Here is a 21,986-nt window from a genome sequence, read left to right as displayed (position 1 = left end):
GCATTTTGATCCATGCCCGTCATCTTCCAGTGCTGGTCCACCGGAAACATCCAGTTTGCCCATCGTGACCGGACCAATAGGCGGATAGTCATCCAGCGGTGGCGCGCAGCATCCGGATCGCCTGGCGCGCCTCATGTTCGGTGAGGCTGGCAAAGCCGATGCGCAGGCCTCGTTCGGCGTCGTCGCTGGTGATGAAGGAACGTGAGGACGCAAAGCGAAGCCCTTGCGCCGACGCGCTTTCTTCCACCCGGTCGAGATCCTCGCGACGCTTGAAGCGCAGCCAGAAGGCGAGCCCACCATCGGGCATGGTGTAATCGACCAGGTCGCCAAGCTCGGCATCGACGGTGCGCGCAAAGGCCGCACGGCGCCGCGCATAGACCTGCCGCACCTTGCGCGCGTGGCGGCGCAATTCGCCATTCTCGATCAGCTCCGCTGCGGCGTCCTCGGTCAGCGTGTTGCCCATACCGTCGATCAGCGACACCTGATGGGCGATCGCGTCGATCACCTTCTCCGGTGCCGCGATATAGCCGATGCGCAGCGCCGGCAGCAGCAGCTTCGACAGCGATCCGACATAGATCACCTGGCCGGGCGCATAGCCCGCCATCGGCAGCAGCGGCTGGGATTCGAAATGGAATTCATGGTCGTAATCGTCCTCGATGATGGCGAAACCGAACTGGCGCGCCAGTTCGAGCATCCGCATCCGTCGTTCCGGGCGCAGCGCCACTGTGGTCGGGAACTGGTGATGCGGCGTGACGAACACGGCGCGCACGGCGTGGCGCCGGCAGGCGCGTTCGAGATCGTCGATATTGATCCCGTCCTCGTCGAGCCGGACCGACACGATCTTCGCGCCCGAGGCATGGAAGGCGGCGACCGCCGGCTCATAGGTCAGTGCCTCGACCACAACCGTGTCGCCCGGCTGGATCAGCACGCGCGTGGCGAGGAAGATGCCGTTCTGGCTGCCGCGCGTGATGCAGATGTTGCGCGCGGTGACGGGCAGCCCGCGCTGGCTCTTGAGCATCACCGCGATGCTTTCGCGCAGTGCCTCAGATCCGCGCGGATCGCGATATTGCAGCCGATTCTCGCGCGAGGCGCGCTGCACCGAGGATCGATAGGCGCGCGCAAGCAGCTCGGCCGGGAACAGGCGGCCGTCAGGCGCGCCCTCGTCCAGCTTGTGGCCGGTGCCGCCGGGCAAGGCGAGTGGTCGGGCCGGCGGCTCGGCGAAGCGATAGTCGACTCCGCCGTCCTGGTCGGGCGGGGTCGGTGTGCCGGTACCGCGCGCCGGCTCCGGCAGTGACGCCGAGACCATGGTTCCGCGCGTGCCGGCGGATTCAAGCCAGCCCTGGGCGATCAGGTCCTCGTAGGCGAGCACGACCGTCTTGCGATTGACCCCAACGGCGGTCGCCAGTTCGCGGCTGCTTGGCAGGAAGGTGCCGGAGGTCAGGCGGCCGCTTTCGATGTCGCGGATCAGCGCCTGGATGATCTGCATATAGACTGGCGTGCCGCGTGACGCATCGATCCGTTCGCTCAAGCCGAGTTTCCAGGGGCGCAGCATTGGACCGGTATCCTTCCAGATCGAGGCGCAACCAGGGGGCCAGCCTACGCTCGCCCCTACTGCTCGGCAATGGGACCTTGGTCCATCTGGAATTTATCTCTTGGTGCTTGCGGCCGGTCCTGCGCGCGCTGAAAATAGGCTGAAGCCGGGCGTGTTTGGGAGATCAGCGTGACGATCGCGTGCAGGGGGCGAGACCTCGACATCATTGGCGGCACCAGTCGAGCGTTCGGCGCATGAGCGCGGCATTCGACGATTTCGAGAATCGCGACGTACGCGACCTGATTGACGAATATCCGTTGGCATGGGTCTGCGCGGCGGATGGCGACGCGGCCCATGTCAGCCTGTTGCCGTTGCTCGCCGAATGCGACGCGGACGGGCGGCTGACTCACCTCATCGGACATATGGGGCGCCGGAATCCCCTCCACGCGGCGCTTTCCGGGAGTCCCCGCGCCCTGATACTGTTTCGCGGACCGGAAGGGTATATCTCGCCCGAATATGCCGGCACGCGCGATTGGGCACCGACATGGAATTATGCGCAGATCAGCATCGAGGCGGAGATCGTGTTCGAGCCCGAACGATCGGGCGAAGCTCTGTCCCTGCTGGTCGGTGCGATGGAATCGGCTCGCGCGAACCCATGGAAGGTGATCGAGCTGGGCGACCGCTATACGGCGATGGAGCGTCAGATCATCGGTTTCCGGGCGCGCGTGACGCGATTGAGCGGCAAGTTCAAGCTGGGGCAGGACGAGCAGCCCGAGACGTTGAGCATGATCCTGGATCATGTCTCCGATCCGGCGCTGGCGCGTTGGATGCGGCGCTTCAATCCGGAGCGGGTGTGATGGCGCGGCCTCTGCTCCGCCTGCTCGCCGCTTCCTGTGCCCTGGGGGCAATGGCGGGAAGCGCCGCCGCGCAGGTTGCCGATCATGGGGCGCCCTGGCTCGAGAACCCCTTTCCCAGCACCTATGTACCGCTGCCGCGCAGCGACGTGATGCTGCGCCATGCGACGATCCTCGACGGCGCGGGCAATCGCATCGACGATGGCGATGTGCTGGTGCGCAGTGGCAAGATTGCTGCGGTCGGCCGGGCTCTGGCCAATCCCGGCGGCGCGCGCGAGATCGATGCGCGCGGGCGCTGGATTACGCCAGGCGTGATCGACGTGCACAGCCATGACGGCACCTATGTGTTGCCGCTCACCACGATCGACCGCGAGGCGGGCGACGTTTCTGAAGGCAGCGACGTGAATGTCGCCGACACCTGGATCGAGACGGCGGTGAACCCGCAGGACACGGCCTTTTCCCGCGCGTTGCGGAATGGCGTGACGACGATCCAGATTCTGCCCGGATCGAGCCCGATCTTCTCCGGCCGCGCGGTGACGGTGAAGCCGATCCGCGCGACCAGTGTGGCGGCGATGAAGTTCCCCGGCGCGCCTTATGGCTTCAAGATGGCGTGCGGCGAGAACCCGAAGGAGAATGGCGCCGAAACGCATCGCGGGCCGACCAGCCGGCAAGGCGTGGTCACCTATGTGCGCAAGGCGTTCATGGACGCGCAGCAGATCCTCCGTGATCAGAAGGGGGAGGACGGCAAGCCCGGCCCACGCCGCGGCCCGCCGGCGGGCCGCGGACCCGATCTGAAGCGCGAGGCGCTCGCGGGGATCATGGCGGGCGACCTGCGGCTCAACATGCATTGCTATCGCGCGGACGACATGGCGACGATGCTGTCGGTGGCGAAGGAATTCGGCTTCCACATCACCGCGTTCCACCATGCGACCGAGGCCTACAAGATGCCGGCCGCCCTGCGCGAGGCGGGGACGTGCGCTGCGGTGTGGGGTGACTGGTGGGGGTACAAGATGGAGGCGCTGGACGCAGTACGCGCCAATGCGCCGATGCTCGACCGGGCGGGAGTGTGCGTGACGATGCATTCGGATTCGCCCGGGTCGGGCCAGCGGCTGACGATCGAGGCCGCCAAGGCCGCAGGCGCGGGTCGCCGCATGGGAATCGTCGTGCCGCCCGAACGGATGATCCGATGGGTCACCAGCAATTCGGCGAAGGTGCTGGGGCTGGAGGACCGGATCGGCACGCTCGCGCCGGGTTATAATGCCGATCTGGTGGTGTGGTCTGGTGATCCGTTCAGCGTCTACACCAAGGCCGATCTGGTGTTCATCGATGGGGCGATTGCCGCAGATCGCAGCGCGCCGCCGGCCAGTCCGGCATCCGATTTCGAGCTGGGTCGTGTCGCGGCGGTGCGGCCATGAAGCGCGCCCTCGCCATGGTCGCGCTGGTCGCGGCTCCGCTGCCAGCTGCCGCACAATCGATTGCGATCGTTCATGCCAAGGCATGGACCATGCTGGCCGATGCGCCGGTGGAGAATGCGACGATCCTGATCGCCGACGGGCGCATCGTCTCGGTGAAGACCGGTGGTGCGGTGCCGGCCGGCGTGACGGTGATCGACGCCGCGGGCCAGCCGGTGACGCCCGGCCTGATGAACGGCGCGACGCAGATCGGCCTGACCGAGGTTTCTTCGGCGCAGGACACGCGCGACACAGTGGCGACCGGGCGGGCAAGCGGTCCATCCTTCGATGTCAGCTATGCGCTCAATGGCAATTCGACGCTGGTCGAGCTTGCCCGCGCCGATGGCGTTACGCGAGCACTCAGCTTTCCCGGCGCGTCGGAGACGGCGCCCTTTTCAGGCCAGGCATCGACCGTGCGGCTGCGTCCCGGGGTCGACATTCTCGATCATGCGCGGGCAGCAATGGTCGCGGTGATCGGCGGCGGCGCATGGGACAAGGCCGCGGGGTCGCGCGCTGGGCAATGGGGCCTGCTGCGTGCCTCGCTTGACGAGGCGCGGCTGCCGGCCACGTCGCCGGTCGGCGACGATGCGTTGCTCAACCGACGCGATGTGGCGGCAGTGCGGCAGGTGCTGGCGGGTGCGATGCCACTGGCGATCGTTACGCATCGCGAATCCGATATCCGCCAGGCCGCGAAGCTGGCCCAGGAGTATCGCATCAAGGTGGTGATCATCGGCGGTTCCGAGGCATGGCGCGCGGCGGACGCGCTGGCGGCGGCGCATGTCGCAGTGGTGCTCGATCCCGAGGCGAACATGCCTGCGACCTTCGACCAGATTGGCACGCGGCAGGACAATGCCGCGATCCTGACGCGCGCCGGCGTGACGGTGGCGTTCGGTCTGGTCGGCGGCGCGCTGGAGCAGAACTACAATGCCGGGCTGGTGCTGCGCGAAGGCGCCGGCATCGCGGTGGCCAACGGGCTGACCTATATCCAGGCGCTGCGCGCGGTGACGGTGAACCCGGCCGCGATCTGGGCCGGTCGCCCGGCGACGATCGCACCTGGCGGTGCCGCCGACCTGGTGGTGTGGGACGGCGATCCACTGGAGCCGTCGAGCGGGGCGGCCGCGGTGATTATCGAAGGCCGCCAGGTGCCGGTGACGACCCGCCAGAGCGCGTTGCAACAACGCTACGCGCCGCTGGCCGTCGCGCCGTGATGCGGCGGCTGGTTGCGGTCGCCGCACTGGCAGCCGTCTCCGCGCCGGCCCTTGCGGCCGATACAAGGCCGCGCCAGCCCGTGGGCGAGACGCTGCCGATCAAGCCTGAACGCCAGGTCTCGATCGAGACGACCAACGGCACCTGGATGTCGCTGGACGTCTCCCCCGACGGGAGGACGATCGTCTTCGACATATTGGGCGATCTCTATGTCATGCCGGCGGCCGGCGGTCGTGCGCGCCTCATCAGCGGAGGCGTGGGGTTCGACGCTCAACCGGCGTTTTCGCCGGACGGCAGGTTCATCGCGTTCATCAGCGATCGTTCCGGTGCGGAAAATCTGTGGGTGGCGCGCGCCGATGGCAGCCAGCCCCGCCAGATCACCTTCGGCAACGACGACACCGCCTTGCTTTCCCCGGCCTGGAGCGCGGACGGCAAGGCAGCGTTCGTCAGCCGCTTCCGGCCGGATCTCAACAATTACGAGCTGTGGCGTTATGGCCTAGACGGCAGCGCCGACCTGATCGCGCCGATCAAGCTGTCCGCTACGGCACCGCGGTCGGCTTGGCAGAGCAGCGTCGGCGCGATCGCTTCGCGCGACGGCAAATATCTCTATTATGCGCGGCGGTCGGGCGGGATCGAGTTCGAGGATGTGAAGCCCTGGACGATCGTGCGCCGCGATCTCGGCAGCAGCGCGGAAACGCCGCTCATCGCCGGGTCGGGCGCGCGGGGCGCGGACAGCGAAGCGTTCTTCCGGCCGATCCTGTCGCCTGACGACCGGCTGCTCGCCTATGCGACGCGGCGCGGCGTCGCGACCCAGTTGCGCGTGCGCGACCTGGCGACCGGAGAGGACTGGCTGGTCGCACCGGCGATCGATACCGATACGCTACAGGCATCGTCCTGGCAGGATCTGAGCGCGCGCTACGCCTTTACCCCGGACGGATCGGCGATCGTGATCAGCCACAAGGGCGGGTTCGAACGGATCGCGGTGGCGACCGGCATATCCACGAAGCTGCCGTTCAAGGCCTCGCTGCGCGTCGATGTCGCCCCGAGCACCCGGATCCGGATCCGCGAGGACAATGGGCCAGTGCGGGCGCGGCTCGCGATGGCGCCAGTCGCTTCGCCTGACGGACGGCGGATTGCCTTCTCGGCACTGGGAGCGATCTATATCCAGCCAGCCGATGGCGCCGGCCCTGCGCTGAGGATCGGTGAGGGCTATCAGCCGAGCTGGAGCCCGGACGGATCGCGCATCGCCTTTGTACGCTGGAGCGAGGGTACGGGCGGCGCGATATGGACCGCGCCGGCGGACGGCCGGGGCCCTGCCGGAAAGGTGAGTAGTGCGCCCGGTTACTATAGCTATCCGACCTTCACGCCGGATGGGGAAACGATCGTCGCCGTTCGATCCGCCGCGGCGGCGCGGCAGCAGAGCAGCTTCGAATTCGGCAAGGTGCGCGATGGCGAGCTGGTCGCGCTGCCGGCGGGCGGCGGGACGTCATGGGTCGTGGCAACGGGCCGGTTCGGCGGACGGCCGCATTTCGCCTCCTTGCCCGGCAAGGTGTTTATCCTGACGCCCGAGGGGCTGGCGGCGATCGACCTTGCCAGCGGCGCGCGCACGCGGATCGCCCAGGTGAAGGGCGCAGGCTATTATTTCGTCGAAGGCAGCGTCGCCGTGGACGATATGCGGGTCAGCCCGGACGGCAAGTGGTTGCTCGCTCAGGTGGCGCAGCAGCTCTATCTGCTGCCCGTTCCCCCGGCCGGCGCGCCGGAAGTCGATCTGCTCGCCGAGAAAACGCCGGGCCGGCGTCTCACCGACGTCGGCGCCGACTATTTCGAATGGACGAAGGACGGAGCGATCACCTGGTCGGTCGGTGCGCGTTTCCACCGCCTCGCACTCGCCGATGCCTTGGCGAGCGCTGGCATCCCCAAGGCGGGCGAGGGGGTCGCGCTGAACGTCGAACTGCCGCGCGACCGGCCGGATGGAAGCCTGTTGCTGCGCGGCGGGCGGGTGCTGACCATGACGGACGGGGACCGGATCCTCGACAATGCCGATATCCTGGTCACGGCCGACCGGATTGTGGCGATCGGACCACGCGGTAGCCTGACGGTGCCGCCCGGCACCGCGGTCCGCGACGTGACCGGCAAGACGATCCTGCCGGGTTTTGTCGATGTGCACGATCACTTCGGCTCGATCCGGCGCGAGGTGCTGGCGACTGAGGATTGGGGCCTGCGCGCGCGGCTTGCCTATGGCGTCACGACGGCTTTCGACCCCTCGACCTTGAGCATCGACACACTGGCCTATCAGGACATGGCCGATGCCGGGCTGATCCTCGGGCCGAGATTGCGCTCAACCGGGCCGGCGATCTTCTCGATGAACCGCTTCGCCTCGCTCGACGAGGTGCGCGCGGTGCTACGGCGATACCGCGACGCGTACGGCCTGCACAATATCAAGGAATATCGCACCGGCAGCCGGCGTGTACGGCAATGGATGTCGATCGCCGCGCGGGAACTCGGGCTGCTGCCGACCACTGAGGGAGCACTCTCGCTCAAGCTGGACCTGTCGCAGATCCAGGACGGCTTCGCGGGCAACGAGCACGCCTTGCCGGTGACCACCCTGGGCGGCGACGCGATCGGTCTGCTGAAGGCAATGCGGACAAGCTATACGACCACGCTCGTCATCACCAACAGCGCAGCACCGGCGTCCGACTGGTTCGTCGCGCGGGACGATCCGCAGCACGATCCGCGCACCGCGCATTTCTGGCCGCGCTGGGCGATCGAGCAGAAGCTCGCTGACCGGCCGTGGCGGCCGCTTGATCACTATCGCTTCCCGGTCATCGCGGCCGGTGCGGCGGCGCTGCAGCGTGCTGGCGGCCTGGTCGGCATGGGTGCGCATGGCGAGGTGCCGGGGATCGGCTTCCATTGGGAAATGGAGGCGCATGCGATGGGCGGCATGGCGCCGATGGCAGTGTTGCACGCCGCCACTGCCGGGTCGGCCGAGACGATCGGGCGGCTGGACGATATCGGCACGGTCGAGGCCGGGAAGCTGGCCGATCTGCTGATCCTCGACCGGGATCCGCTGGCCGACATCGCCGATACCCGGTCGATCGCCCAGGTGATGCGGGGCGGCCGGCTCTACGACAGCGCGACGCTGGATGAAATCTGGCCAGTCACGCGCAAGCTTCCGCCGCCCTGGTTCGCGAGCCAACCGGCCGAACAATGGCTGCCGACGCAGGCACTGACGCCGGGGAAATGACAATACCGGCCGTGCGGGCCGGAAAAGGAGCAAGGATGTTCGACCTGTTGAAGGGTGTGCGCGTCGTCGATCTCTCGACGATCGTGCTGGGCCCCTATGCGACTCAATTGATCGGCGATTTCGGCGCCGAGGTGATCAAGGTCGAGCCGCCAGCCGGTGACCTGTTCCGCGCCGCACCGCCGGGGCATGCCGGCGGGGACGGGGCGGGCTTCCTCAACCTCAACCGCAACAAGCGTTCGGTCGTGCTCGACGTGGCGAGCCCGGAGGGGCTCGGCGCGCTGATGACGCTGATCGCCACCGCTGACGTCGTAGTGCATAATATCCGGCCGCGATCGGCCGAGCGGCTCGGGATCGGGTATGAGGCGGTACGGGCAGTGAAGCCCGACATCGTTTACTGCACTGCGCGCGGCTTCGGCGCCGGGCCGCAGGGCGACGAGCCGGCCTATGACGATTGCATCCAGTCGGCGTCGGGGGTGGCATGGCTCAACGCGGATGCGGCGGGGGCGCCGCGCTTCGTCCAGACGGTGCTGTGCGACAAGATCGCCGGGTTGCATCTGGCGTTGGCGATCGCGGCGGGCATTGCCGCGCGTGAACGCACCGGCGAAGGCGTGTGCATCGAGACGCCGATGTATGAGGCAATGGTCTCATTCCTGATGATCGAGCATCTCGGGGGTATGACCTTCGATCCGCCGGTGGGGCCGACCGGCTATGACCGGCTGAGCTCGCCCGGGCGGCGGCCGCACGCGACGCGCGACGGCTATGTCACGGTGATGCCCTATACCGCCGCGCATTGGCGGGCCTATCTCGCACTGGTCGAGCGGCAGGATCTGATCGACGACCCGCGCGTCACCGACGCCAAGCTGCGCGGTGCTCATATCGACATGCTGTACGGCATCATCGCCGAGGCGAGCCCGGCCCGGACGACCGACGACTGGATCGCGACGCTCAACGCGGCGGGGATCCCGTGCGCGCGAGTCAATCGGATCGACGACCTGCTGAGCGATCCGCACCTTACCGAAGCGGGGATATTCGGCACCGTCGAGCATCCGGTCGAAGGGAGGCTGCGGACGGTGCGGTCCCCCTTTGCGGTGATCGGGCGAGAGGCGGCGCCTGACCGGCCGGCGCCGGCGCTCGGCGCGGACACGGCCGCGATCCTGGCGGAGATGAGCGCATGACCATTCCCGGCAGCTCGATCGGTGTACCGGCCGATGGCGACGCACCGCTCGATACTCGTCCCGCCACCGCTGTGCCGCTCGACCAGCGGACGCGGGTGCGGGCTGCCTTTGCCGGATCGGCGGGCAACCTCATCGAATGGTTCGATTTCTATGCTTATGCCTATACCGCGCTCTACTTTGCGTCGTCCTTCTTCCCGAGCGGGGATCGTACCGCGCAGTTGTTGAACGTGGCCGCGATCTACGCCGCCGGCTTCCTGATCAGGCCGCTTGGGGGATGGTATTTCGGGCGCTACGCGGATCGGCGCGGCCGGCGGGCGGCAATGATCGCATCAGTGCTGCTGATGGGTGCTGGATCCCTGGTCGTTGCAGTGTTGCCGGTCTACGCGCAGATCGGCGCGGCGGCGCCCGCGCTGCTGCTCGTCGCCCGACTCATGCAGGGCTTCTCGAGCGGCGGCCAATATGGCGCCGCGGCGACCTATCTCAGCGAGATCGCCCAACCCGGACGCCGGGGCTTCTTCGCCTCCTTCCAGTTCGTCACGCTGATCGGTGGGCAGTTGAGCGCGCTGCTGGTGCTTGGATTGTTGCAGGCGACGATCGGCGAGGCCGAACTCCGTGCCTGGGGCTGGCGCATTCCGTTCTTTCTGGGGGCGGCTTTGGCCGCCGCCATCCTCCTGATGCGCGGGATGATGCACGAGACGGTCGAGCCGGCGAAGGGCGGCGAGGATGCGGGGACGTTGCGCGCGCTGGCCAAGCATCCGCGCGCGCTGTTCACGGTGATGGCGCTGAGCGCGGGCGGTGCGCTCAGCCTCTACAGCTTCACCACCTATATGCAGAAATATCTGGTCAATACCGCCGGGCTGGCGGTGCCGTCGGTCAGCACGATCATGATTGCGGCGACCATTGTGTTCCTGTTGCTCCAGCCGGCGATCGGATCCCTGTCCGACCGTATCGGCCGGCGGACTTGCCTGCTGATCTTCAGCGGGGGCATGACGCTGGCCGCGGTGCCGTTGCTGAGTGGGCTCGCGCGTGTCGAGGGCCCCGGAATGGCCTTCATGCTCGTCGTCGCGGCGCTGACCATCCTGAGTTTTTACACATCGGTCTCAGGCCTGTTCAAGGCAGAGCTGTTCCCGGCGAGCGTACGCGCCTTGGGCGTTGGCCTCGGTCATGCGATCGCGTCGGCCATCTTTGGCGGAACCGCCGAGTTCATTGCACTGTCGCTCAAGCAGGCAGGGCATGAGGATCTGTTCGGCTGGTATGTCGCGGCCGTATGCGCCGTGTCGTTCCTGACCGCGCTATCGATGCGGGAACCGCGCCGCGCCGGGCATATGAACTGAGGCCGACGTGCGGGCTGGGGATCGGTTTAATCCGCGCGCGGGGCGGAAACGCCCCAAGGCAAAAAATGGCTCCCCCTATAATCCACATTGCGAACTTCTTTAGGCTTCCAACGATGGAGGCTAGGAAGTTGATCACGCGTTACCGTGCCGCGTTCAAGAACGCGGCTTGAGCTATATCTATACTATGCCAAATACCTCTTTCACCGTCGCCCATGTCGCAAGATAGTTTTCTACCTCCCGCTTTGGGGTGGTTGTTGTCTTGCGAGCGATCGTGTTAACTCAGCATTCAATTCAGATCGTGGCACAAGATCCAGCGGTTCATCACTCGTGAAAGCGTGTAGCTCGACTCTCTCTCGGTTCGGTCTGACGTGGTAATGGCTCAGGGTTCTGATCGCTGCAATGGGTAGGGCACTAAAGTGCCGCTTGCGCGTCAGGGCCGGCAAAAGGGCACAAATTTGCCCTTTTTGCACCTCGTTGGCCCATAGCCAGGATCGAACGTCGAAGGCACTGTCGCGCTGACCGCATCAGTTCAGGCGATCGATCGTGAAGCCAGATCGTTCGCCGCATCCCGCTTCGCCGCATCGGCCTTGCGCTCGGAATAGCGGTCGACGAGTTGATCCGCATGACCGCGGGTAAGAACAGTGAACCGAACCAGTTCCTCCATCACATCTACGATGCGATCATAATAGCTGGACGGCTTCATTCGCCCCGCTTCGTCAAACTCCTTGAACGCCATCGCGACACTCGACTGGTTGGGGATCGTGAACATCCGCATCCAGCGACCGAGCAGCCGAAGCGTGTTCACGGCATTGAAGGACTGCGATCCGCCCGACACCTGCATGACAGCGAGCGTTCGGCCTTGCGTTGGCCGCATGCCGCCGAACTCCAGCGGAAGATGGTCGATCTGGGCCTTCATGATGCCGGTGATCTGGCCGTGCCGCTCGGGGCTGCACCACACCTGACCTTCCGACCACAAGGAATGCTCGCGCAATTCGTGGACGGCCGGATGGTCATCGGCCTTCACCTGGTCGGGCAACGGCAGATCGCTCGGGTCAAATATCCGGACCTCAGCGCCGAACAGGATCAGTAACCGTGCCGCTTCCTCGACCGCGAGCCGGCTGAACGAGCGCTCGCGCAGCGAACCGTAGAGCAGCAGGATTCGGGGTGGATGCTCGAATGAGCCGAGCCCTGCCGCAAGGTGCGGGCGAACCAAGTCGCGATCGAGCGCGGGCATGACATCAGGGTCGGCAAGGATACGAAGGCGTGACATCAGGCAATCCGTTTGGAGAGAAAGGCGGCGCTCGCCGGGCAGAGCGATCGAAACTCGGCCGATCCGGTTATCGCGTCGGGCGCATCGGCACGGTTGGCCGAAACATAGCCATGCCGCCGGAAGAACAGTTCGGCCGTGGTGGTCAGCAGATAGAGGGAAGCTACGCCTTCCTTAGTTGCCGCCTGCTCGATCGCGCCGAGAATGGCAGTGCCCAGCCCGCCGCCGCGCCGATCCGGCTTCACGACCAGGGATCGCAGCAGTCGGTCAGGCCCGTTGCCCTCCATGCCAGCATATCCGGCGACGCCGGCGTCGTCCTCGAACCGGAAAAAGCGACGATCCGGTTCGGCAAGGTCACTGGTCGGCAGCCCGGCGTCAGCAAGATCGGCCGCCAGATCGGGTAGCGCGGTGGTGTCGAGCGCCGTCATGATCATGCCGGCACCCGCTCCTCGTACCAGGGCCGGGTCGCCTTCACGATCTTCACCACCGACAGCATGACCGGAACCTCGACCAGTACGCCGACCACGGTTGCCAGCGCCGCGCCCGAGTTGAGTCCGAACAGGCTGATCGCGGCCGCCACCGCCAGTTCGAAGAAGTTGGAGGCGCCGATCAGCGCGGCGGGCGCCGCCACGCACCAGGCGACACCGAACCGGCGGCTGAGCCAGTAGGCGAGGCCCGCGTTGAAATAGACCTGGATCAGGATCGGCACCGCGATCAGGGCGATCACCAAAGGATGGGCGATGATCGCCTCGCCCTGAAAGCCGAACAGCAGGACGAGCGTCGTCAGCAGCGCCATGAGTGACACCGGACCCAGCCGGGCCAATATCCGATCCAGTGTCGGCTGCCCGCCCGATGACAGCAGGGCGCGACGGACAAGTTGTGCAACGATCACCGGCACCACGATGTAGAGCGCCACCGAGATCAGCAGCGTGTCCCACGGGACGGTGATCGAGGCGACGCCGAGCAGCAGGGCGACCAGCGGCGCAAAGGCAAACACCATGATGACGTCGTTCAGCGCGACCTGGCTCAGCGTATAGGTCGGGTCGCCGTCGCAAAGGTTTGACCAGACGAACACCATCGCGGTGCAGGGTGCGGCAGCTAGCAGGATCAGGCCGGCGATATAGGAACTGACATCGGCGGGCGGCAGGAGCGGCCGAAACAGCCAGCCAAGGAAGACCGTGCCGAGAAGCGCCATCGAGAACGGCTTCACCGCCCAGTTGATGAAGAGCGTCACGCCGACGCCCTTCCAGTGCTGCCTGACCGATCCGAGCGCACCAAGGTCGATCTTGAGCAGCATGGGGATGATCATCAACCAGATCAGCACGGCGACCACGAGGTTGACCCGCGCGACTTCGGCCGATGCGATCGCCCTGAACAGCCCAGGCAATGCATAGCCAAGGGCAATGCCGATGACGATGCAGAGCGCAACCCAGAAACTGAGATAGCGCTCGAACGTGCTGATTGCCGGCTTGGCCGGTGCCGCGATCGTGGCGGTCATGCGCCGACCCTGTTGCCGGCCGCGTTGATGACCTGCTCGCCGTCCTCCTTGGCGAAGGCGCCAAGCTGCGAGTTCGGCAGCAGGTCGAGCACCTGTTCGGAAGGGCGACAGAGTTTCACGCCGAGCGGCGATACGACGATCGGGCGGTTGATGAGGATCGGATGCGCCATCATCGCATCGATCAATTGGTCATCGCCGAGCGACACATCACCAAGCCCCAGTTCCGCAAACGGCGTGCCCTTCTCGCGCAGGAGGGCGCGGGGTGCGATCCCCATACGTTCGATCAGCGACACCAGCATAGGCCGCGACGGCGGGGTCTTCAGATACTCCACGACATGCGGCTCGATCCCGGCATTACGGATCATCGCCAGCGTGTTACGCGAGGTGCCGCACTCGGGGTTGTGGTAGATGATCATGTCGATTGGCATCAGGCCGCATCCCCGCGACGGCTGCTCGCACCTTCGCCATGGCCGATCTCGCGAACCTGGGCTTGCAGCGCACGAGCCTCGAGTTTCTCGAACGGGAGCGCGATGAAAAGCTTGATGCGGTTCTCGAGATAGTGAAGCGCCGTGACGAAGGCGCGCTCGCGCTCGACAGGCGTGCCCCGGACGTGGCTCGGGTCTTCGATCCCCCAATGGGCGGTGACGGGATGACCGGGCCAGATCGGGCAGGTCTCGCCGGCCGCGTCGTCGCAGACAGTGAACACGAAATCCATCACCGGTGCGTCAGGCCCGGAGAACTCATCCCAGCTCTTCGATCGCAGGCCATCGGTCGGATATTCGATCCGCTCGAGCAAGGCGATCGCGTCGGGATTGACCGCGCCCTTGGGATAGCTCCCGGCGGAGAAGGCACGGAAGCGTCCGTTGCCCAGCCTGGTGAGCGCGCTCTCCGCAAGGATCGAGCGGGCCGAGTTACCTGTACACAGGAAGAGGATGTTGAAGACGCGATCGAACATGATGGGCTCCATCAGCAGCAGGGGAAGAGTTCGGCGATCAGCGGCTCGCACAACTCCGCCTTGCCGCCGCAGCAATCCTTGACGAGGAAGAGCGTGAGCGCCTTCAACTGGTCGAGGTCGGCACGATAGTTGATGATCCGGCTGCGTCGCTCGGAACGAATGAGCCCGGCGCGTGCGAGAGTCGCCAGATGCACCGACATGGTGTTCTGAGGTACGTCGAGCGCCCGCGCGACCTCGCCCGCGGCGAGTCCATCGGGTTCGAGCCGAACCAGAAGACGAAAGGCGTCGAGCCTCGTTGTTTGCGCAAGCGCTCCCAGCGCCAAGATGGCAGATGCTGATTCCATATATCCGATATTATAGATATATGATGAGAACGCCAGCCCCATGTGAATCCGATTTCGAGTCGATCGCTATGGCGGCACGCCCGTATATAGGATAGGGGGGTATGCTATGGGACATTTGACCGAAGGCAATGATGAACTCCTGAAGCGGGTGCGCCGCATCGCCGGTCAGGTCACGGCGATTGAGAAAGCGCTGGCGGCAGGGACGGACTGCACGACGACGCTGCATCTGGTTGCAGCGACACGCGGTGCCATCAACGGCCTCATGGATGAGATTATCGAAGAGCATGTCCGCGCCCATGTGGCGCATCCCGATCTTCCGGCCGAGGAGCGCGCCGCAGGGGCGGAAGAACTGATCGCGGTCATACGCCGCTACGCAAAATGAGGCTGAGATATTGACCACGTCCCGCGACATTGAAGCCTTTACGCACGACCATGTGTATCTTGGGGCCTCTCACGACGAGAACGCTCGCAGGACCTTGTGGGTTGTGGTGCTGACGGCTGTGATGATGATCGGCGAGATCTTCGCCGGCTATGTTACCGGCTCGATGGCGCTCCTTGCCGACGGTTTTCATATGGCGACCCATGCCGGGGCGCTGAGTGTCGCAGCGATTGCCTATAGCTATGCCAAGCGGCATGCTTCCAATGGTCGGTTCAGCTTCGGAACCGGCAAGGTCGGCGACCTGGCAGGCTTCGCTTCGGCGCTCGTGCTAGGCCTTATCGCCTTGGGAATCGGGGTCGAATCGATCCTGCGGCTGTTCGAACCTATCAAGGTCGCGTTTGGCGAAGCAACGGTGATTGCGGTCATTGGGCTCGGCGTGAACATCGTCAGCGCATTCCTGCTGTCGGGTAGCCACCATCATCACGGTCATGACGATCACGCCCATGACCATGATGCCCATGGCGGCGACAATAACCTCCGCTCAGCCTATGTGCATGTCCTCGCCGACGCTCTCACCTCTGTGTTGGCGATCACGGCTCTTCTGGCAGGCCGCTATCTGGGCTGGGTCTGGATGGATCCTATCATGGGAATCGTTGGGGCAGTGGTGATCGCTCGCTGGTCCTGGAGCTTGATGCGCGATACCGCCGCAGTCCTTCTCGATACGACAGACAATCACGTCGCCGAGGAAATACAGGATCTGGTCGAAGGACCAGGAGATGCGCGCATTTCCGATCTCCATGTCTGGCGCGTCGGCCCTGACGCCCATGCCGCGATCGTCGGTGTTGTTGGTGGCGTGGGCATCGATGCGGGTGTTATCCGTAACCGGCTCGTCCCCGTCCACGAGTTGAAGCATCTAACAATCGAATGCCATTGAAAGCGCACCCGTGAAGTCCCCGTGCATAGACTTGTGCGCGTTCGACGGTTCGACTGGCTGGTGCCGAGGGTGCGGCAGGTCCAAACCCGAATGCAGGACATGGAAGAAGGCGCAGCCGCAACAGCAACGCAAGATCGCTGCCGACCTACCGCGCCGGCTCGCGAAGCTGGCAGGACGCGGCCTGCATAAGTGAATCGGCTAGCCTGGCGGCTAGCGCGCCCTGTCCGACCCCGCCAGATAGGCTCAGGAAGCCAGGCGCGTGAGTATCGGACATTCGGGCCGCTCGTTGCCGTGGCAGCCCTTCGCAAAGTCGAGCAATGCTTCGCGCATCGCATTGAGCGCGTCCGCCTTCCGGCCGAGATCTGCGGCGCGCGATTCCGCCAGTGCCTTGACCTCCGCGCTGGCGCGATCGCGGTCGGACCAGAGATCGAGCAGCACGCGAATTTCCTCGATGGGAAAGCCGAGATCGCGGGCGTTGGCGATGAAGCGCAGGCGATGCACGTCGGCTTGCGAGTAGTCACGATACCCGCTGTCACGTCGCGGCGGCGACGGGATAAGCCCGATCTTCTCATAATGGCGGATCATCCGCTGCGACACAGCGCTCGCGTCGGAGGCCGCGCCGATGTTCACAGCGTCACCCGATTGAGACGCAGCGCGTTGGTGACGACGCTGACGGATGACAGGGCCATTGCTGCGGCAGCGATGACAGGCGACAGAAGGATGCCGAACACCGGGTAGAGCAGGCCGGCGGCGATGGGGACGCCAGCGGCATTGTAGATGAAGGCGAAGAACAGGTTCTGGCGGATGTTGGCCATCGTCGCCTCGCTCAGCCGCCGCGCTCGCACGATGCCATTGAGATCGCCCTTGAGCAGCGTGATTCCAGCGCTTTCGATGGCGACATCGGTGCCCGAACCCATGGCGATGCCGACGTCCGCTGCCGCGAGAGCGGGCGCATCGTTCACCCCATCGCCTGCCATCGCGACGACATGGCCTTCGCGTTGCAGCCGCAGGACGACAGCGCTCTTCTGATCGGGCAGCACCTCGGCTTCAACCGCATCAATGCCAAGTTTCCGGGCCACCGCCTCGGCGGTCGTCCGGTTGTCGCCCGTCAGCATGACGACGCTCACGCCCTCTTTTCGTAAGGCGGCCAGCGCCTCCGCTGTCGTTGCCTTGATCGGGTCGGCAATGGCGAGAATCCCGGCGACCCGGCCGTCAACGGCGGCGAAAATCGCCGTCGCCCCGTCCGCCCGCAGCTCATCGGCCCGTGCAGCTGCGGCTGACACATCAATCCCATTCTCCTTGAGATAGGCCGCGCCGCCCAGAAAGATGCGCTTGCCGTCCACGGTCCCGACCGCACCCTTGCCGGTAGGCGAGTCAAAGTCGGAGACCTCGGGAACGTCGATGTCACGGTCCTTTGCGGCCGCGACGATCGCGAGCGCCAGCGGATGCTCCGACGCCCGCTCGACGCCCGCCGCCAGGCGAAGAAGGTCGTGCTCCGAAAAGCCGTCTATCGCCACGATGCTCGTCACCGAAGGTCGCCCTTCGGTCAGCGTGCCCGTTTTGTCGACGACGATCGTATCGACCTTCTCCATTCGCTCCAGCGCCTCGGCATTCTTGATCAGGACGCCAAGGCCCGCACCCCGTCCGATCCCGACCATGATCGACATCGGCGTCGCCAGGCCCAGCGCGCAGGGACACGCGATGATCAGCACCGCGACCGCGGCTACGAGGCCGTGTGCCAGTCGCGGTTCAGGACCCCATATCGCCCATATCGCGAAAGAGAGCAGCGCAACGCCAAGAACCGCCGGCACGAACCACCCGGCAACCTTGTCGGCCATGCGCTGGATCGGCGCGCGCGAGCGTTGCGCATCCGCGACCATCTGGACGATCCGCGCCAGCATCGTATCGCGGCCAACCTTGTCCGCGCGTATGACGAGAGATCCCGTTTGGTTTATCGTGCCCGCCACCACATGGGCATCGACCGTCTTCGTCACCGGCATCGACTCGCCGGTCACCATAGACTCATCGATCGAAGAGCGGCCATCCTCGACAATCGCATCCACAGGCACCTTCTCGCCGGGGCGGACCCGCAACCTGTCGCCAACGGCGATCAAGTCGATCGCGACTTCCTCGTCGCTACCGTCCGGCAGGAGCCGGCGGGCAGTCTTGGGTGCCAGATTGAGAAGAGCCTTGATCGCGCCCGAGGTGCGCTCGCGAGCACGCAGTTCGAGAACCTGCCCAAGGAGCACGAGGACGGTGATGACCGCGGCGGCCTCGAAATAGATTGCGACCGTGCCGTCCATCATGCGGAACGCTGCCGGGAATATCCCGGGGGCAAGCGTGGCCACTACGCTGTAGGCCCAAGCGACACCGGTTCCCATCGCGATGAGCGTGAACATGTTGAGGTTTCGCGTCTGGAGCGATGCCCAACCGCGCTCGAAGAAGGGCCAGCCCGCCCAGATCACGACGGGGGTTGCCAGCGCGAATTGAATCCATCCCGATATCCGCTCAGGGACGAGATGGTGGAGCGCCGGGAACAGATGGCCGCCCATTTCGAGCAGGAAAACGGGCACGGTCAGCGCCAGAGCAATCCAGAAGCGCCGCGTCATATCGACAAGTTCGGGGCTGGGACCGGCGTCGGCGGTCGCGACCTCAGGTTCGAGCGCCATGCCGCAGATTGGACAGGCTCCCGGCCCCGGCCGACGGATTTCGGGATGCATCGGACAGGTCCAGATCGCGCCGGCTGGTTCGTCCGGCGCCGTACGATCGGCCTTGGCGAGATAGCGCGCCGGGTCAGCAACGAACTTGGCGCGGCAGCCGGCACTGCAGAAATGATAGGCCTTGCCGTCATGATCGGCGTGATGCTGTGTCACCGCCGGGTCGACTGTCATCCCGCAAACGGGATCGAGGGCCTGCTCGGAACCTGCGGGAACGAGCGCGCTCTTCGCGTGACCAGCGCAGCAAGCATGATTTTGGCCGCCATGCGCCGTGGATTTTGGTTCGGACATTCCCGTTCTCCTTATCGACGCCCCCTATCTAGGGTCTGACATCGTGTCAGGGTCAAGGGCCGCTACAAATTATCTATCCAGCGGCGAGGGGCTCCAGCGTCCCGAGCCACGCGACCAACGCAAGAATCGTGATCGCCATCGCGGCTTCCAGCGCTATGCTCCGCCGCAGGCTTGAAAGCGCCAGGCCAGGACTTCCGTTCGCGATCGCCTCTTCAAGGCGAGGCGTAAGCCGGAAGCGGTTGGCCGCCGCCATGACCAGCATGGCGACGAACAGCGCGATCTTCGCCAGCAGCAGCTGGCCCCAAAGGTCCGTCGCAAGGTTCGCGATCTTGTCGATGCCGATCAGGTAAAGGCCGTTCGTAATTCCGGTGATGACGATCAGTCCGACAATGACCGATCCGACCCCTGCAAACCCGTTCAATGCGCGGTGCGCGACCTCGATCCGCGAGACGTCGGTCACCCGCGCAGGAAGCGTCAACAAGATGAGCATCATGAGCGCGCCAAGCCAGGCCGACGCGGCAAGGAGGTGCGCGATATCGCCGGTGAGGTGGAACAGGCCGCTGGTTCCTTCGGTCCCGGCGCCATGACCCGACCAGGCAAGCGTCCCGACCGCGATCGCCGCCAGAGCCGAAACTACCGCCAGGGAGCCAGTTGAAGGACGTCGCACCAACATTGCCCACGCCAGGATCAGGACGAGAGAGACCTCGCGGACTCCAAAGGCCCAGCCGACCGCAGTTTCGGTCAGGAGCATCGTCACGATATTCCTGTCGATGCTCCAGAGATCGGTTCCGCTCATGGTGGCAGACATCAGACCGAAACCTAGCGGGGTCGCGATGATCCCGGCTGCCGCCAAACTGCCGATCAACGGCCTGAACCGGACCATATGGATTTGCTCATCGCCACGCAGCGCATAGAGGCCGAACAAGGGCGCGCCGAACAGCAGGCCGAGATCGAGGTAAAGCGCGAGCCGCGTGGCGATCAGAAGCCAGTCCAGCATGACCTATCGGACGGTGAAGGCGAGCGTTCCGGTGATCTTGTGCGTGTCGGTCGATACCGCATGCCAGTCGAGCTTGTAGGTGCCAGCGGGCAGCGGGCGCGGAAAGACCGCAACCAACGTCTTGCCGTCTGCGGTGACCGAAGTCTTGAAGCCGGCCATCTTCATCGGGGCGTGGTTCGCCATGCCGGGCATGCCGGTCATGGCAAGGTCGATCCCGGACACGGGCGCCATCAATGTTTCGCTGAAAGTCAGCGATACCTGCGTTGCATTGGTGACTGTCGCCTGCGCCGCCGGAGTTGATGATATCAGTTTCGGATGCGCGATGGCCGGAGCGGTGATGGTGATGAGGGCGGCAGCAATGGCCGCACCGATGACGCGAACGGACTTCATGGGGGACTCCTCTTGGTTTCCCTGCTGAATACGCAGGGTAGGGCCTCACCCCTCATAGCGCTGTGACGATATGCTATGAGGGATCGCCGGCACCGATGCGTAGTATCGGTAGAGAGCGTGGAGATTGACGCATGACCGATATTGATAGAGCGCTGGCGCGGCTGCGCGAACTGCCCGTCCATCCTGGATTGGGGGCGATCGACGGCGCGGTACTGGAGGGCCTAACGTCTCGCGCGCTTGGCTCTCGACCGCTTTCTGGAAGCGTCTTCGGCCTGGCGGCGCTGGCGGCGCTTTCGATCGGGATTGCCAGCTCGATCATTCCCGGTACCCCGGTCAGGGCGGCCTCGGTTACGCCATTTGGTGCGCCGTCTGCGCTTGTTCCCTCGTCCCTTCTCGGCGGCAGCGAATGAACGACCGTCGCCGCCTGTTGCTCATCGCGCTGATCGCGTTTGTCGCGGCGGTTGTCGGCGTGCTCGTGGGCCGGGCCTATGTGGTCCGACAAACGCCAGTCGAAACCGAACTGCACACGCTCCTTCACAGCCAGCTGGAACTGGATTCCGGCCAGCACGCGAGGATCGAGGAGATCGAACGGCGGTTCGCGGTGCGCAAGCAGGCGCTCGAACTCGAGCTTCGCGCGGACAATGCGCGCCTCGCCGACGCGATCGAGGCGGAGCATGGCTATGGTCCCCAGGTGAGTGCGGCGGTCGATCGCTCGCATCAGGCGATGGGTCAGCTTCAGAAAGAAACGCTCGAACATGTCTTCGCCATGCGTAGCGTGCTGCGCGCCGATCAGGCGGCCAAATTCGATTCCGCAGTGGTCAAGGCGCTCACGGCCAAGGATCGGTGACGGTCGACCTCGCCGGATGTACGGACGGCGAACTGGCCGCGCTTGCTCTGGCTGGTCGGCAGACCGCCTATGGCGAACTTATGCATCGCCATCGCGACGGCGTATATCGCCTGATCCGTGGGCATATCGGAGACGCGGATGCGGCGCTCGATGTCACCCAGCAAAGCTTTCTGTCCGCCTTTTCCGCGCTTGGCCGTTATGACGGCGCGCGACCGTTTCGTCTGTGGATCGCGCGCATCGCGATCAACAAATGCCATGACTGGGCGCGTCGCCGCGCGGTCCGCAGGCTGTTGTCGTTTGCACTCCCGATCGACGAAGCGAGCCAGGTCGCGGACGATGCTGCGACGCCCGAGGCAATCCTTTCCGACCGCCAGGAGTTGAAGCGCACGATGGCGGCGATCGGGGCCTTGCCCTTGGCGCTGCGCGATACCCTCGTGCTGCGAACGATCGAGGGGCTGTCGCAGATCGAGACGGCCGAGGTTTTGGGGATCAGCGAAAAGGCGGTCGAGACGCGGCTTTATCGCGCGCGTTCCAAATTGCAGGAAAGTTTGAGGGACTGATGCTCTGGCTGC

Annotated in this window: 23 protein-coding genes; 12 read left to right on the top strand and 11 right to left on the bottom strand. The window is 65.3% G+C overall.

The genetic code is table 11. From position 1 onward, the window contains the following. Positions 1-88 precede the first annotated feature (88 nt). Positions 89-1,552, bottom strand: a complete 1,464-nt coding sequence (locus WC729_RS16275; RefSeq protein ID WP_372854602.1) for a PLP-dependent aminotransferase family protein — start codon at positions 1,550-1,552, stop codon at positions 89-91. Between the two features lie 233 nt (positions 1,553-1,785). Between WC729_RS16275 and WC729_RS16270 the strand changes: the two genes are divergently transcribed. From WC729_RS16270 to WC729_RS16245, 6 genes are read left to right on the top strand one after another with little or no spacing between them, the layout of a single operon-like run. After that, positions 1,786-2,388 carry an FMN-binding negative transcriptional regulator gene (locus WC729_RS16270; protein WP_372854600.1) on the top strand — a complete coding sequence of 201 codons (603 nt, stop codon included), beginning with the start codon at positions 1,786-1,788 and terminating at the stop codon, positions 2,386-2,388. Next, on the top strand, positions 2,388-3,800 hold the full coding sequence (locus WC729_RS16265; RefSeq protein WP_372854598.1) for an amidohydrolase family protein: 1,413 nt from the start codon (positions 2,388-2,390) through the stop codon (positions 3,798-3,800). Before WC729_RS16270 ends, WC729_RS16265 begins: the two co-directional genes overlap by 1 nt. Continuing rightward, positions 3,797-5,044, top strand: coding sequence for an amidohydrolase (locus WC729_RS16260; protein ID WP_372854596.1), 1,248 nt, complete (start codon positions 3,797-3,799; stop codon positions 5,042-5,044). Before WC729_RS16265 ends, WC729_RS16260 begins: the two co-directional genes overlap by 4 nt. Then, positions 5,044-8,286 carry an amidohydrolase family protein gene (locus WC729_RS16255; protein WP_372855476.1) on the top strand — a complete coding sequence of 1,081 codons (3,243 nt, stop codon included), beginning with the start codon at positions 5,044-5,046 and terminating at the stop codon, positions 8,284-8,286. Before WC729_RS16260 ends, WC729_RS16255 begins: the two co-directional genes overlap by 1 nt. 35 nt (positions 8,287-8,321) lie before the next feature. Then, entirely contained in the window at positions 8,322-9,461 is a 1,140-nt protein-coding gene (locus tag WC729_RS16250) for a CaiB/BaiF CoA transferase family protein (RefSeq protein WP_372854594.1), read from the top strand. Further along, positions 9,458-10,795: an MFS transporter gene (locus WC729_RS16245; protein ID WP_372854592.1), complete on the top strand. Its 1,338-nt coding sequence runs from the start codon at positions 9,458-9,460 to the stop codon at positions 10,793-10,795. Before WC729_RS16250 ends, WC729_RS16245 begins: the two co-directional genes overlap by 4 nt. A gap of 529 nt (positions 10,796-11,324) precedes the next feature. Here WC729_RS16245 and arsH read toward each other — a convergent pair. The 6 genes from arsH to WC729_RS16215 are packed head-to-tail and all read right to left on the bottom strand — an operon-like array spanning position 11,325 to position 14,859. After that, the gene (gene arsH / locus WC729_RS16240) at positions 11,325-12,065 is read right to left on the bottom strand and encodes an arsenical resistance protein ArsH (RefSeq protein ID WP_372854590.1); all 741 of its coding nucleotides are present in this window, start codon (positions 12,063-12,065) and stop codon (positions 11,325-11,327) included. Next, positions 12,065-12,496, bottom strand: a complete 432-nt coding sequence (gene arsN2, locus WC729_RS16235) for an arsenic resistance N-acetyltransferase ArsN2 (protein WP_372854588.1) — start codon at positions 12,494-12,496, stop codon at positions 12,065-12,067. The genes arsH and arsN2 overlap by 1 nt, the downstream gene beginning before the upstream one ends. Next, entirely contained in the window at positions 12,493-13,560 is a 1,068-nt protein-coding gene (gene arsB / locus WC729_RS16230) for an ACR3 family arsenite efflux transporter (RefSeq protein WP_372854586.1), read from the bottom strand. The genes arsN2 and arsB overlap by 4 nt, the downstream gene beginning before the upstream one ends. Then, a complete protein-coding gene (gene arsC / locus WC729_RS16225; protein WP_372854584.1) occupies positions 13,557-13,988 on the bottom strand; it encodes an arsenate reductase (glutaredoxin) in 432 nt (143 codons plus the stop codon). Before arsC ends, arsB begins: the two co-directional genes overlap by 4 nt. Next, positions 13,988-14,515 carry an arsenate reductase ArsC gene (locus WC729_RS16220; protein ID WP_372854582.1) on the bottom strand — a complete coding sequence of 176 codons (528 nt, stop codon included), beginning with the start codon at positions 14,513-14,515 and terminating at the stop codon, positions 13,988-13,990. Before WC729_RS16220 ends, arsC begins: the two co-directional genes overlap by 1 nt. Positions 14,516-14,526: 11 nt before the next feature. Beyond that, positions 14,527-14,859, bottom strand: a complete 333-nt coding sequence (locus tag WC729_RS16215; RefSeq protein WP_372855474.1) for an ArsR/SmtB family transcription factor — start codon at positions 14,857-14,859, stop codon at positions 14,527-14,529. Positions 14,860-14,965: 106 nt separating this feature from the next. On the opposite strand from WC729_RS16215, the gene WC729_RS16210 reads away from it, so the two are divergent. The 3 genes from WC729_RS16210 to WC729_RS16200 are packed head-to-tail and all read left to right on the top strand — an operon-like array spanning position 14,966 to position 16,365. Then, complete coding sequence (locus WC729_RS16210) at positions 14,966-15,241, top strand: metal/formaldehyde-sensitive transcriptional repressor (protein ID WP_010405486.1); 276 nt, start codon at positions 14,966-14,968, stop codon at positions 15,239-15,241. A 10-nt stretch (positions 15,242-15,251) separates the two neighbouring features. Continuing rightward, complete coding sequence (gene dmeF, locus WC729_RS16205) at positions 15,252-16,172, top strand: CDF family Co(II)/Ni(II) efflux transporter DmeF (protein ID WP_372854580.1); 921 nt, start codon at positions 15,252-15,254, stop codon at positions 16,170-16,172. A gap of 10 nt (positions 16,173-16,182) precedes the next feature. Continuing rightward, entirely contained in the window at positions 16,183-16,365 is a 183-nt protein-coding gene (locus tag WC729_RS16200; protein ID WP_267251979.1) for a DUF1289 domain-containing protein, read from the top strand. Positions 16,366-16,415: 50 nt separating this feature from the next. Here the strand turns inward: WC729_RS16200 and WC729_RS16195 are convergent, their stop codons facing one another. The 4 genes from WC729_RS16195 to copC all read right to left on the bottom strand — a co-directional run bounded on the left by WC729_RS16195 (position 16,416) and on the right by copC (position 20,567). Beyond that, entirely contained in the window at positions 16,416-16,802 is a 387-nt protein-coding gene (locus WC729_RS16195; protein WP_372854577.1) for a Cu(I)-responsive transcriptional regulator, read from the bottom strand. Then, the gene (locus WC729_RS16190; protein WP_372854575.1) at positions 16,799-19,180 is read right to left on the bottom strand and encodes a heavy metal translocating P-type ATPase; all 2,382 of its coding nucleotides are present in this window, start codon (positions 19,178-19,180) and stop codon (positions 16,799-16,801) included. Before WC729_RS16190 ends, WC729_RS16195 begins: the two co-directional genes overlap by 4 nt. Positions 19,181-19,253: 73 nt before the next feature. Next, on the bottom strand, positions 19,254-20,177 hold the full coding sequence (copD, locus tag WC729_RS16185; RefSeq protein ID WP_372854573.1) for a copper homeostasis membrane protein CopD: 924 nt from the start codon (positions 20,175-20,177) through the stop codon (positions 19,254-19,256). Between the two features lie 3 nt (positions 20,178-20,180). Further along, on the bottom strand, positions 20,181-20,567 hold the full coding sequence (gene copC / locus WC729_RS16180; protein ID WP_372854571.1) for a copper homeostasis periplasmic binding protein CopC: 387 nt from the start codon (positions 20,565-20,567) through the stop codon (positions 20,181-20,183). Positions 20,568-20,698: 131 nt separating this feature from the next. Between copC and WC729_RS16175 the strand changes: the two genes are divergently transcribed. From WC729_RS16175 to WC729_RS16165, 3 genes are read left to right on the top strand one after another with little or no spacing between them, the layout of a single operon-like run. Then, the gene (locus tag WC729_RS16175) at positions 20,699-20,977 is read left to right on the top strand and encodes a hypothetical protein (RefSeq protein ID WP_372854569.1); all 279 of its coding nucleotides are present in this window, start codon (positions 20,699-20,701) and stop codon (positions 20,975-20,977) included. Beyond that, positions 20,974-21,414: a periplasmic heavy metal sensor gene (locus WC729_RS16170; RefSeq protein WP_372854567.1), complete on the top strand. Its 441-nt coding sequence runs from the start codon at positions 20,974-20,976 to the stop codon at positions 21,412-21,414. The genes WC729_RS16175 and WC729_RS16170 overlap by 4 nt, the downstream gene beginning before the upstream one ends. Further along, the gene (locus tag WC729_RS16165) at positions 21,411-21,974 is read left to right on the top strand and encodes an RNA polymerase sigma factor (RefSeq protein WP_372854564.1); all 564 of its coding nucleotides are present in this window, start codon (positions 21,411-21,413) and stop codon (positions 21,972-21,974) included. Before WC729_RS16170 ends, WC729_RS16165 begins: the two co-directional genes overlap by 4 nt. Positions 21,975-21,986: the final 12 nt, after the last annotated feature.

This window comes from Sphingomonas sp. (assembly GCF_041661825.1).
In the GTDB taxonomy this organism is placed as follows: domain Bacteria; phylum Pseudomonadota; class Alphaproteobacteria; order Sphingomonadales; family Sphingomonadaceae; genus Sphingomonas.
This window is presented reverse-complemented; position numbering and strand designations above follow the sequence as displayed.

Coding starts and splice junctions, on each gene's coding strand:
- WC729_RS16275 (WP_372854602.1), bottom strand. CDS start 1,552: ATGCTGCGCCCCTGGAAACTCGGCTTGAGCGAACGGATCGATGCGTCA.
- WC729_RS16270 (WP_372854600.1), top strand. CDS start 1,786: ATGAGCGCGGCATTCGACGATTTCGAGAATCGCGACGTACGCGACCTG.
- WC729_RS16265 (WP_372854598.1), top strand. CDS start 2,388: ATGGCGCGGCCTCTGCTCCGCCTGCTCGCCGCTTCCTGTGCCCTGGGG.
- WC729_RS16260 (WP_372854596.1), top strand. CDS start 3,797: ATGAAGCGCGCCCTCGCCATGGTCGCGCTGGTCGCGGCTCCGCTGCCA.
- WC729_RS16255 (WP_372855476.1), top strand. CDS start 5,044: ATGCGGCGGCTGGTTGCGGTCGCCGCACTGGCAGCCGTCTCCGCGCCG.
- WC729_RS16250 (WP_372854594.1), top strand. CDS start 8,322: ATGTTCGACCTGTTGAAGGGTGTGCGCGTCGTCGATCTCTCGACGATC.
- WC729_RS16245 (WP_372854592.1), top strand. CDS start 9,458: ATGACCATTCCCGGCAGCTCGATCGGTGTACCGGCCGATGGCGACGCA.
- arsH (WP_372854590.1), bottom strand. CDS start 12,065: ATGTCACGCCTTCGTATCCTTGCCGACCCTGATGTCATGCCCGCGCTC.
- arsN2 (WP_372854588.1), bottom strand. CDS start 12,496: ATGATCATGACGGCGCTCGACACCACCGCGCTACCCGATCTGGCGGCC.
- arsB (WP_372854586.1), bottom strand. CDS start 13,560: ATGACCGCCACGATCGCGGCACCGGCCAAGCCGGCAATCAGCACGTTC.
- arsC (WP_372854584.1), bottom strand. CDS start 13,988: ATGCCAATCGACATGATCATCTACCACAACCCCGAGTGCGGCACCTCG.
- WC729_RS16220 (WP_372854582.1), bottom strand. CDS start 14,515: ATGTTCGATCGCGTCTTCAACATCCTCTTCCTGTGTACAGGTAACTCG.
- WC729_RS16215 (WP_372855474.1), bottom strand. CDS start 14,859: ATGGAATCAGCATCTGCCATCTTGGCGCTGGGAGCGCTTGCGCAAACA.
- WC729_RS16210 (WP_010405486.1), top strand. CDS start 14,966: ATGGGACATTTGACCGAAGGCAATGATGAACTCCTGAAGCGGGTGCGC.
- WC729_RS16190 (WP_372854575.1), bottom strand. CDS start 19,180: ATGTCCGAACCAAAATCCACGGCGCATGGCGGCCAAAATCATGCTTGC.
- copD (WP_372854573.1), bottom strand. CDS start 20,177: ATGCTGGACTGGCTTCTGATCGCCACGCGGCTCGCGCTTTACCTCGAT.
- copC (WP_372854571.1), bottom strand. CDS start 20,567: ATGAAGTCCGTTCGCGTCATCGGTGCGGCCATTGCTGCCGCCCTCATC.
- WC729_RS16175 (WP_372854569.1), top strand. CDS start 20,699: ATGACCGATATTGATAGAGCGCTGGCGCGGCTGCGCGAACTGCCCGTC.
- WC729_RS16170 (WP_372854567.1), top strand. CDS start 20,974: ATGAACGACCGTCGCCGCCTGTTGCTCATCGCGCTGATCGCGTTTGTC.